Origin of the sequence: Novosphingobium sp. (assembly GCF_024642085.1) — a bacterium.
Lineage (GTDB): Bacteria > Pseudomonadota > Alphaproteobacteria > Sphingomonadales > Sphingomonadaceae > Novosphingobium.
In genome coordinates this window covers 1-10,732 of record NZ_JAHEBV010000046.1, presented here as the reverse complement: position 1 = coordinate 10,732, position 10,732 = coordinate 1, and the positions used below count along the sequence as shown (strand labels likewise).

Sequence of the window (10,732 nt, the reverse complement as noted above, 5' to 3'; positions counted from 1 at the left end):
TCCTGCGCGATACCAAGTCTGTCACTTCTGATTACTCGTTCGACGTCAAATGGAACGTCAGCGATCGCTTGCGCCTCAAGTTCGAGGCGCAGCGTGTCGAATCGGACCTGCGTCGGGATTCGGTGTTCGGCGCGATGAGTACCTGGGCGGATATCGGCATCAATCTTGCCGGCAACACACCGCAAATCCAGTTCCTTGCCCCTCCGGGCGCGCCGGCCGACTACTTTTCTTCCGGCTTCTACACCTATTACTGGTTCGGTCTTGACAGCCGCGAAAAGAACGATGGCAAGATGGATACGCTGCGTTTCGATGCGGAATATGACATCAACGATACGGGCTTCTTCAAGAAGGCTAGCTTCGGCGCGCGCTGGTCGGACCGCGATCGCACAACGCGCAACACCGACTTCAGCACTTGGGGTAACCTTTCCGCTCCCTGGGCTGGCCGGGCCGGCTGCGCGCCGTGGGGTAGCGGCCCGACCTGTCCGTTTGTACCAGGGCGGTTCTACACCGGCCTGCCAGGTCAGGAATTCGCGATCGCCGGCGGTGCCTATACCGACGACTTCCCTGCCTACAGCCAACTGCGCAATCCGTTTGGGAGCAATTTCCAGCGCGGGGCAGCGCCCACGCCGATCCCCAATGGGCAGGCCTGGTTCTATGGCGGCGATGATTTCCTAAAGGAATATCTCTCTGGCGTGACCGACGGGCAGTGGGACCAGATTGCTACATTTTCACAGACCCCGAATGCTGGCAATCTTGGCGTCAATGGTCGCACCCGGCCTGATCCGCTTACCGGAGTTGCGGTGCCCTGCAACATCGAAGGCGTCTACTGCCCCAACGAGATTTCGACCGTCGGCGAGATAACCAAGTCCGCTTATGCGCGGATCGACTTCGGCCACGAGTTCTCCAGCGGCTGGAACATCGTTGGCAATTTCGGTCTGCGCTTTGTCCAGACCGAGGTTGCAAGCGGTGGGCGGATCGGCTTCCCTGATGCCGGCCAGTTCGACAGAGTTGTGAATGGCGGCAATGGCGATGGCGTTGTCCAGGTTTCGGAAATCGATTCCAATTGCGCCGGGCCAGGCGTGCCTGGCCAGGTTCGCGGTTACTGCGATTTATCGGCCGCCCGCAGAGCCGAGTTCGCCGCGGCCTTCACCGGAGAAATCCTGAACGACAACCGCAAGATCCGTTTTGACCACTGGCTGCCAAGCTTCAACGCGAAGCTTGACGTTGGCGACGGCCTGCTGTTCCGCTTCGCGGTGTCGAAAGGCATCTCGCGCCCTGACCTGCAGCTTTTCGCGGCAGGCGGCTTTATCGGCGACAACACAGCTGCGCTTAAAACGGCCGGCGCAAATGCGCTCGAAACCGGGCCGCTGTTTATCCTGAACACCGGCAACCGCAATTTGCGTCCGGTCACTTCGTGGAACTATGACCTTTCAGCTGAATGGTATTTCAGCAAAGTAGGATCGCTGACGGCTGCGGTGTTCTACAAGGACATCAAGGGAAGGGTCGATACCGGGTTTACCGATGTCGTCTACACCACCAAGGGAACCCCGGTCGATGTTGTCGTCAAGGGGCCGGCGAACTCGCAGGACGGGAAGATCAAGGGTTTCGAGCTGGCTTATCAGCAAACCTATGATTTCCTGCCAGGTTTGCTAAGCGGTCTGGGTTCGCAGATCACCTACACCTATGTCGATGGCTCGGACCTGACCAACGCAAATCTGGCCAACCCGGGCGAGCCTTCGGTGACCACAAGCGGAGAGGAACTGTTTGGCGGCTCGTTCGCATTCCAGCAGCCACTTGCGGGCCTTTCCAAGCACACCATCAACGCAACACTGTTCTACGAAAAGGGTCCGTTGGCCATACGCGCCGCCTATAACTGGCGGTCGGCGTTCCTGATTACACCACGCGATGATATCTATCCGTTTTCGCCGATCTGGCAGGAGGCAAGCGGACAGCTCGATGCCTCTATTTTCTACGCAGTGAACAAGCATGTGAAGATCGGTGTTCAAGGCGTGAACTTGCTGGATGAAGTGACCCGGACGTCACAGGTGGTCGATTTTTCAGGAACTCGGTTTCCCCGCTCGGCGTTCCGCAACGACCGGCGGTATACGTTCCTGGCGCGGTTCGATTTCTGATCGGGTGTGGGCCGCCGGTTGATCCGGCGGCCCGTACCTGTCACGGAGGGCAGCAATGCGCCCACGATTGATCGCCCTGGGGATGGCTCTAGGCCTTGCCGCGCCTGCCCTTGCCGCCGATGCGCCGGCAGCACCTCCGCAATGGAAACTTGTCTGGGTGGACGAGTTCGAAGGTACCGAAATCGACCGGACCAAGTGGATTCCCGAACGATCGTGCTGGGGTGGGGGCAACAATGAACGCCAGTGCTATACCGATCGGGCTGCCAATATCCGGGTGAGTGGCGGTCAGTTGCATCTGATCGCCCGCAAGGAACGCTTTCGCGGGCCCGATCGCCCACCCGAGATCGCCGCGCAGTCCAATCCCGATGTGAGCCAGCACTATACCTCGGGCAAGGTCCGCACGCTGGGCCTGCACGCATGGAAGTACGGCAAGATCGAATTCCGCGCCCGTCCACCCAAGGGGCAGGGGACATGGCCGGCAGTTTGGATGATGCCGTCCCAAAACGTTTACGGCGGCTGGCCGCTGTCGGGCGAGATCGATATACTCGAAGGCGTCAATCTCGGTGCCAAATGCCCGGAATGTCAAGGTGATGTCGGTGAAAACCGGATGAGCAGTGCCATGCATTTTGGCAACGCGCCGCCGGGCAACACCTATGTCGTGCAGCATGTCGCGCTGCCCGACCAATCGCTTCCTTCGGACGATTTCCATGTCTGGACACTTGAATGGGGCAAAGGGCTGCTGCGCTATTATCTCGACGGGCGGTTCTATTGGGAAGTGACCGCGGACAAGTGGTTCACCGCTTCGCCCAATGCGAAGGGCAATCCCGCCGCGCCGTTCGACCAGCCATTCTATCTGATGGCCAACCTGGCATTCGGCGGCAAACTTGCCGAAGAAAACAACGACAAGGGGATTGCGAAGGGATCGGTCCCGGCCGAATTGGCAATCGACTGGATCCGGGTCTATCAATGCGATCGCGATTCCGATACGGGGCTGGCATGCATGGGACCGCGCAAAGGGGCTGAGTGAACCATGGCGAGACGCCGCCAAGCGGTCACCATCAAGCACGTTGCAAGTGACGCCGGTGTTTCGCTGCAAACGGTCAGCCGGGTCATCAACAATGAGCCTAACGTCCGCCCGGCGATGAAGCAGCGCGTTCAGGCGTCGATTGACAAGCTGGGCTACGTTCCATCAATCGCGGCGCAGCGGATGAGCGGCTCACGGTCCTATCTGATCATGGCGATCAACGACCGTGAACGCACCATCGCCGACTGGCGTGCGCGTCAGGGCGGAGACTGGATCGACCAGATGCTGCTCGGCGGCATGCTTAAATGCGCAGAATACGGGTACCGGATGATTTTCGAATTGGTCGATACCCACAGTGACCATGTCGAACGCGAACTGGGCGCGACCATTGCCGCCTTGCAGCCCGACGGCGTGATCCTGACCCCGCCGCACTCGGACAATCCACTGATCACCGGAATGCTGTCCGACAACAAGATACCTTTCGCCCGGATCGGCTCGATTGCCTCCGGGCCGGGTTTTGCCATTACGATGGGTGACGAGGGATCGGCAGTTTTGGCAACCGATTATCTGGTTGGCTTGGGACACCGCCGGATAGGCTTCATCGCGGGTTCGGATGAATACAGTCTGTCGGGCTGGCGGCGCGATGGTTATGTCCGGGCGATGACAAGCCATGGCCTAGATCCTGTTGCCTACTGCAAGCCCGGCGATTTCAGCTATGCCAGCGGGGTCGCGGCAACCAATGCTCTTCTGGCGATACAGCCGCGCCCAACCGCCATCATCGCCAGCAATGATCAGATGGCGCTGGCTGCGCTTGATACTGCGACCGCTCAAGGCCTTGTTGTCCCGGGCGATCTTTCGCTGATCAGCTTTGACAACACCCCGGTAACCCGTTTTACCAATCCGCAGCTGACAGCTATTGACCAGCCCATCGCGGCAACGTTTTCGCGCGCTGTGGAGCTGCTGCTTAACCGTGACGATAGTGCCGACGCGGCAAGTCCGGTCGACGTTCCGGGCGAACTGGTGATCCGCGCCAGCACAGCGGCGCCGCGTTCTGATGCCCCCTGACCACGGAGCGGAAATACGCCAATCGGCTCGGTTCCTATATCTTTATGCCCTCGCTGCTGGCGGCGGCGCTGTCGCCTATGTCCCGTTTCTGACTATTCTGCTTCCACTGCGGGTCCAGGTTCTGGGCGATGCACGAGCGCTTGATGTGCTGGCGATCATTGCCTTTTGCGGCGCCATTGCCGCCAGCCTTGGCAATGTAGCATTTGGCTGGTTGAGCGATCGAAGCGGGCGGCGAACACCTTGGATCGTCGGCGGCATGTTGGCGTCAAGCGCCCTGCTGATTGCGGTGCCGCTGGCGCAAAGCCCATCAATGCTGATCGCTCTGATCGTGGCGTGGCAATTGGCGCTTAACATGATGTTGGGTCCTTTGTCTGCCTGGGCCGGAGATTGCGTACCTGACAGCCAGAAGGGGATGCTGGGCGGATTATTGGCATTTGCCCCGGCGATTGGCGCACTGTCGGGATCGGTCGTCACGGTGAAAGGTTTTGCAGCCGCCGACGTACGCCTGCTGTGGGTAGCTGGAGCTGTTGTCGCAATGGTCAGTCCTGTCCTTTTGTTCGGAAGGCCACGGGCGATGCCCCACCTTGTTACCCCGCGCACCGTTGAAGGATCGGAACACGGCAAGGCGGGCTGGGCCGTGCGCCGGATGTGGTTGGCGCGGCTGCTGGTCCAGGTGTCCGAAGCATCGCTGTTTGCATTCTTGCTGATGTGGCTGCGCAGCCTTGACCCCGGCATCCATGAAAACCGCGCGGCCGGTATTTTTACAGCAGTCCTGTCAGCAGCAGTTCTTATCGCACTGGCCGTGGGGCGATGGTCCGACCGCACCGAACGCCCGATCGAACCTTTGGCGGTCGCAGCAGGAGTGGCCGCAGCAGGGTTGACGATCATGGCTATGGCGCCCGGTATGACGGCTGCCCTGATTGGTTATGTGGTGTTCGGTTTGGCCAGCAGCGTGTTCCTGGCCCTCCACACTGGCCAGACCCTGCGAGTTTTGCCCCAGCCCCAGCATCGCGGGCGGGACATGGGCGTGTTCAATCTCACCAACACGGTCCCGTCCCTGATCATGCCGTGGCTGACGCTGGCGCTGGTGCCGCGCTACGGGTTCGAGTCGCTGTTTGCCGTCCTGACCGTTCTGTCGGCCAGTGCCGCAGTCATGCTGGCACTGATGGCGCGGCGCAGCTGATCACTTTGCCGCAGGTGGGCAGGACGATCCCGCAGAGCCCGCCGTCACTGTAACTGAACGCAAGGTCGCGGCGAAGCCAGCTGGCGCTTCAAGCCGGAATGGTCCGCCCACCGCATCGAGCTTGCCCCCGGCATTGGCAAAGCAGCGCAAGGGTATCCGGGTCAGCGCTGGTTGTCCGGCCACGACCGGGACTGACAGCTGGCTAAGACTGATCCTGCCCCCACCGAGCGCCAGGAAAACATCGCCCGTCGCGGGTCGATCAATCCGCCAGTCGATGAGCAAGTCCATGCCAGCAGCCAGTGCTGCCGACAGGTCGACTGCCGGCCCTTCAATGGCTAGCGCCGATGCGCTACCCCAAGTGAATTGGCGGGCATCTTCCTGAGCGCCCAGATCGACCGGGCGCGATGTGATCGCGCCGTCCATCGTGATGTGCCACGGTGCTGGTGCCTTGCCCCGCAGCAGAAGAGTGGACGCCGCGCTGTCCGTCGCCGCAGCTATGCGCGGATCGGTGTTGACTGGGCCAAGGCTGCGCGGATGCGCGTAATCGAGTCCGAAACCCAGCGGAAACAGCGGTGCAAGGATTGGCGAACGGGCATCGTCGGGCCAGGCAAAGGGCAGGCGTCCGGTAAAATCACGGGGCGCTTTTCCGTCTGCGCCTGCGACCAGCACATCGGCCACGCCGCGGCCTTGCGTGCCCGGCAGCCACGCTGCGACAAATGCATCGGCCCGGTTTAACAGGCTGGCGACAAAGCGCGGGCGGCCCGACAGGAAGAGCACGACTACCTTGGTTCCCTGCGCCTTCAACCGGTCGATCTGGGCCAATAGACTGGACGATGGATTGAAGGCCAGGTCGGAGATGTCGCCTTCAAACTCGGCGTATGGTGTTTCGCCCAGCACTACGACCGCGACATCGGGCTTGGCCGGGGTATTGCCCTGCGCAGATACGATCGCCGTGCCGCCGCTGGTTTGCACGGCATCAGCAATCGCGCGGCCTATCGTCTGGCCGTTGGGAAAATCGGCAGAAGCCGTGTCAGTGCCCTGCCAGGTGATCGTCCAGCCGCCGGCCTGCATCGCCATGTTGTCTGCGCCCGGACCCGTTATCAGCACGCTTGCGCCCGGCCGCAGCGGCAAAACGCCGCCGTTGTTCTTGAGTAGTACCAGCGATTTGGCCACCGCTTCGCGGGCGGTGGCAAGATGCGCCAGGGCACCAACCTGCGCCGGATCACCGCGTTGGATCAGATGGTCGCCGATCAGCCCGAGTTTGGCTTTGACCCGCAGGATGCGCCGCACCGCATCGTCCAGCCGCGCTGCGCTGATCCGGCCGTCCTTTACCGCGGCAAGGGTGCTGTCGAACAGTCCCTTCCAGCTGTCGGGAGCCATCAGCAGGTCAACGCCTGCGTTGATCGAAGCCGGGCAATCCGTGGCGGAGCAGCCAGGGACCTGACCGTGGCCGTTCCAATCGCCGACGACCAGACCTTCAAAGCCCATCCGCTGCTTAAGCACGCCGGTAAGCAATGATCCGTTGCCATGGTGTTTGACACCGTTCCAGCTGGAGAAACTGGCCATGACGGTCAGTGCCCCGGCATCGATCGCGGAGACATAGCCCTGCGCGTGCTTGGCGATCAGTTCGTCCTCGCCGATCCGTGCATCCCCCTGGTCACGGCCGTCCAGGGTGCCGCCGTCGGCAAGGAAGTGCTTTGCCGTGGCGGCTACCTTATCAGCCCCAAGGCTTTGCCTGGCGCGCAGCGTTCCCTGCAGCCCGACCGTCATAGCGCGGCCATAGCGGGCAACCAGCGCCGGATCGGCGGAAAAGCCTTCGTAGGCGCGGCCCCAGCGCACGTCCTGCGGAACCGCAAGCGTAGGGGCAAAGGTCCATTCGATGCCGCTGCCGGCGATTTCAGCCGCGGCTGCCGCGCCGATCCGTTCGATCAGGGCCGGATCGTTGGCGGCTCCAAGACCAACGTTGTGCGGAAAAATCGTGGCGCCGGGCAAATTGGAGTGGCCATGCACGGCATCGACCCCGAACAGGATCGGCACCCCGCTGCCAGCTTTCAGCGATGCATCCCGAAACTCGCGCACCAACCGCGCCCAGGTCTGGGCGTCGGCCCGTTCGTTGCCATATGGGCCCGAATTACCACCGGCCAGGATCGAGCCAAGCGGATATCGGGCCAGATCGGCCGGATTGATCGCACTGATATCCGCCTGGATCAGCTGGCCAACCTTGGCTTCCACAGGCATGCGGGCAATTATCGCGCCAATCATTCTTTCGGTGGCGGGGTCGGTTATCGCAGAAGGGCTGTGCGCTGCGGGCCACAAGCGGGGATTGGCAGTTGCGGCTGCGGCGACAGGGGCGGGCTGTGACACAGGCTGCACGTCGTCCATCGCGGCGCAGGCGGCCAGTGCGGGAACCATCGCCAGCGTCACCGACGCGCGCAACATGCCTGATTTCAACGCCAGATCTCCCATTACATCCCGCTTGCTGTGAACGTTCCCACATTCATGACAAAGCGCTGTGCGGAAAGCAAGGCTTTTGCGGCAATCGACAGGCCGCCATAGCGTCTGTCCAAGACTTGCAAGGCAGCGGGCATCGGGGCAAGCAGCGTGCCATGCGCATCGCCCTGTTTGAACCCGAAATTGCCCAGAACGTTGGTGCTGTGCTGCGGCTGGGCGCATGTATGGGCGTAGCTGTCGACTTGATCGAACCTTTGGGCTTTGCCTGGGATGACAGACGGGTGCGCCGCACGGCGATGGATTACATCGATCACGTCAGGGTTGAGCGTCATGTCGATTTCGGCGTTTTTCAGCGTCACATCGGTCCTTCGCGGTTGGTTTTGTTCACCACCAAGGCAAACCAGTCGCTTTACCAATTCGCTTTCAATGCCGACGATGTCTTGCTGTTCGGCAAGGAAAGTGCCGGTGTTCCGCCGTCCATTGCGGATGCATGCCAGGTCAGGTTGCGGATTCCGATGCGCGCCGGGGTCCGTTCGATGAACCTTGCATCTTCGGCTGCTCTCGCCTTGGGAGAAGCCTTGCGCCAAACCGGCGAACTGCCTGGATAAGGCCGGCGCGCGTGGCCCATCGGCACCGCCAAACGCGTTGACAGAATGCCCGCAGTCGCGTAGATAGTTTCTATTGTAACTACATTGCGGAGCATGTGATGGCCGACCTGTTCGAAAACCCCGCCGGACTGGACGGATTTGAATTTGTTGAGTTCTGTGCGCCTGAACGCGGTCAGCTTGAGCCTGTATTTGCCGCAATGGGCTTCACCCATGTGGCGCGGCATCGCAGCAAGGATGTCGATTTGTGGCGCCAGGGCGGCATCAACCTGATCGCCAACTACGAACCGCGCAGTGCCGCCTGGTATTTTGCACGCGAACACGGGGCGAGCGCCTGCGGCATGGCGTTTCGCGTTCGCGATGCCAAACAGGCCTATGCCTATTTGATCGCGCAAGGGGCCGAACCGGTCGCCAATGAACCCGGGCCGATGGAACTGCGCATCCCGGCGATCCGCGGGATCGGCGGGGCGATCCTTTATCTGGTTGATCGCTATGCTGACGAGAGCGGAAGCGGCCTGTCGATCTATGACATCGATTTTGCCTATCTGCCGGGGGTCGATCCGCATCCGGTCGGTGCCGGGTTCAAGCTGATCGATCATCTGACTCACAACGTCTACAACGGACGGATGAAGTATTGGGCCGACTATTACGAAACGCTGTTCAACTTCCGCGAAATCCGATTTTTCGACATCAAGGGCGAATATACGGGGCTGACGTCCAAGGCCCTGACTGCGCCCGATGGCAAGATCCGCATCCCGCTCAACGAAGAGGGAGAAGGGGGCAAGGGCCAGATCGAAGAGTTCCTGCGCCAGTTCAATGGTGAAGGGATCCAGCACATCGCGCTGATCTGCGACGATCTGCTGGCCTGCTGGGACCGCCTCAAGGCCTTGGGCGTCCCCTTCATGACTGCGCCTCCCGCCGCCTACTATGCGATGCTGGATGCCCGTCTGCCCGGCCACGGCGAGCCGGTCGACCAATTGCAGATGCGGGGAATACTGCTCGATGGCACGACCGAGGGGGGCACGCCGCGGCTGCTGTTGCAGATCTTCGCCCAAGCTCAGGTCGGCCCGGTCTTTTTCGAGTTCATCCAGCGCAAGGGCGATGACGGCTTTGGCGAAGGCAACTTCAAGGCGCTGTTCGAAAGCATGGAACGCGACCAGATTGACCGCGGCGCGCTTAAGATAAAGGAGCCGGCACAATGAGCGGCCATCCCATCAAGCTGGGCGGTGTCCACCACGCTGCCTATCGCTGCAAGGACGCCAGGGAAACGGTCGAATGGTACGGCCGTGTGCTGGGCATGGACTATACCAGCGCGTTCAGCGAAGATCACGTGCCGTCAACCGGCGCCTATGATCCCTACATGCATGTCTTCCTGGATGCCGGAAATAACAACGTCCTGGCCTTTTTCGAACTGCCCGAACAGCCAGGCATGGGTCGCGATGAGAATACCCCGGCCTGGGTCCAGCACTTGGCGTTCCGCGTCGGCAGCATGGCTGAATTGCTGGCCGCCAAGGCACATATCGAAAGCTGCGGCATCGAAGTTCTGGGCCCGACCCATCACGGCATTTTCCAATCGATCTATTTCTTCGATCCCAACGGTCACCGCATCGAACTGGCCGCCGATATCGGCACGCCGGATCAGTATGCCGAGCTCAAAAAGGTTGCGATGCCGATGCTGGACGAATGGACCGCCACCAAAAAAGCCCCCCGCCACGCCGACTGGCTTCACGCCATCGCCCGCAAGGGGCATGGCAGCTAGCGCAAGCTGCACGATCGGATCAGGTCGTGTGCGTTTGGGTTGAACCTTTGACGGAGTGGCGGGCGGTAAAGCGTAAAGCAATGGGACGTTAGTCGCTTACGCTTGAAGGGCGGAGGCGTTGTAGTGATAAAATCACTGACATTGCGGCTCGCCGCGCTCGCATCATTGGCAGCCGAACCGCCATTGCATCCATTGAGGAACAAGACGCCAGCCAGGGCGAGGGCAACTACGCATCGGACTGCTCCTCATCTGGGTGCTGGTTCGCCGCGCAATTGCGCAGCGGCTTAGCAATCTGGTTAGCAATTCGGCCGACTGGGTGCGCGCTTTTTCGGTCAAGCCGGGCGATGCGCTGTACCTGTCGCCGCAAGATCGTCTGTCCGTTTGGTAAGATCGCAGAGCGCGCCTTTAAAGGTCGCCTTGACCCATCGAGGGCAAGTAAGTCTGGACTGATTGGTGCGGTCGAGAAGACTCGAACTTCCACGGGCTTTCGCCCACAACGACCTCAACGTTGCG

General features: G+C 61.1%; 8 protein-coding genes. 7 read left to right on the top strand and 1 reads right to left on the bottom strand.

The window, feature by feature from the left end; genetic code table 11:
- The 4 genes from Q0L62_RS12480 to Q0L62_RS12465 form a co-directional block, all read left to right on the top strand.
- Window positions 1-2,132, top strand: a 2,132-nt coding sequence (locus tag Q0L62_RS12480; RefSeq protein ID WP_296680309.1) for a TonB-dependent receptor, incomplete at its 5' end; no start/stop codon positions are given.
- Between the two features lie 55 nt (window positions 2,133-2,187).
- Window positions 2,188-3,159, top strand: a complete 972-nt coding sequence (locus tag Q0L62_RS12475) for a glycoside hydrolase family 16 protein (protein ID WP_296680305.1) — start codon at window positions 2,188-2,190, stop codon at window positions 3,157-3,159.
- A gap of 3 nt (window positions 3,160-3,162) precedes the next feature.
- The gene (locus tag Q0L62_RS12470) at window positions 3,163-4,221 is read left to right on the top strand and encodes a LacI family DNA-binding transcriptional regulator (protein WP_296680302.1); all 1,059 of its coding nucleotides are present in this window, start codon (window positions 3,163-3,165) and stop codon (window positions 4,219-4,221) included.
- Complete coding sequence (locus Q0L62_RS12465) at window positions 4,211-5,404, top strand: MFS transporter (protein ID WP_296680299.1); 1,194 nt, start codon at window positions 4,211-4,213, stop codon at window positions 5,402-5,404. Before Q0L62_RS12470 ends, Q0L62_RS12465 begins: the two co-directional genes overlap by 11 nt.
- Here Q0L62_RS12465 and Q0L62_RS12460 read toward each other — a convergent pair whose 3' ends face one another.
- Window positions 5,405-7,870: a glycoside hydrolase family 3 protein gene (locus Q0L62_RS12460; RefSeq protein ID WP_296680297.1), complete on the bottom strand. Its 2,466-nt coding sequence runs from the start codon at window positions 7,868-7,870 to the stop codon at window positions 5,405-5,407.
- Window positions 7,871-8,010: 140 nt separating this feature from the next.
- Between Q0L62_RS12460 and Q0L62_RS12455 the strand changes: the two genes are divergently transcribed.
- The 3 genes from Q0L62_RS12455 to Q0L62_RS12445 all read left to right on the top strand — a co-directional run bounded on the left by Q0L62_RS12455 (window position 8,011) and on the right by Q0L62_RS12445 (window position 10,219).
- The gene (locus tag Q0L62_RS12455; protein WP_296680295.1) at window positions 8,011-8,463 is read left to right on the top strand and encodes a tRNA (cytidine(34)-2'-O)-methyltransferase; all 453 of its coding nucleotides are present in this window, start codon (window positions 8,011-8,013) and stop codon (window positions 8,461-8,463) included.
- Between the two features lie 98 nt (window positions 8,464-8,561).
- A complete protein-coding gene (hppD, locus tag Q0L62_RS12450; RefSeq protein ID WP_296680291.1) occupies window positions 8,562-9,662 on the top strand; it encodes a 4-hydroxyphenylpyruvate dioxygenase in 1,101 nt (366 codons plus the stop codon).
- Window positions 9,659-10,219 carry a VOC family protein gene (locus Q0L62_RS12445; RefSeq protein WP_296680288.1) on the top strand — a complete coding sequence of 187 codons (561 nt, stop codon included), beginning with the start codon at window positions 9,659-9,661 and terminating at the stop codon, window positions 10,217-10,219. Before hppD ends, Q0L62_RS12445 begins: the two co-directional genes overlap by 4 nt.
- The last annotated feature ends 513 nt before the right edge of the window (window positions 10,220-10,732 follow it).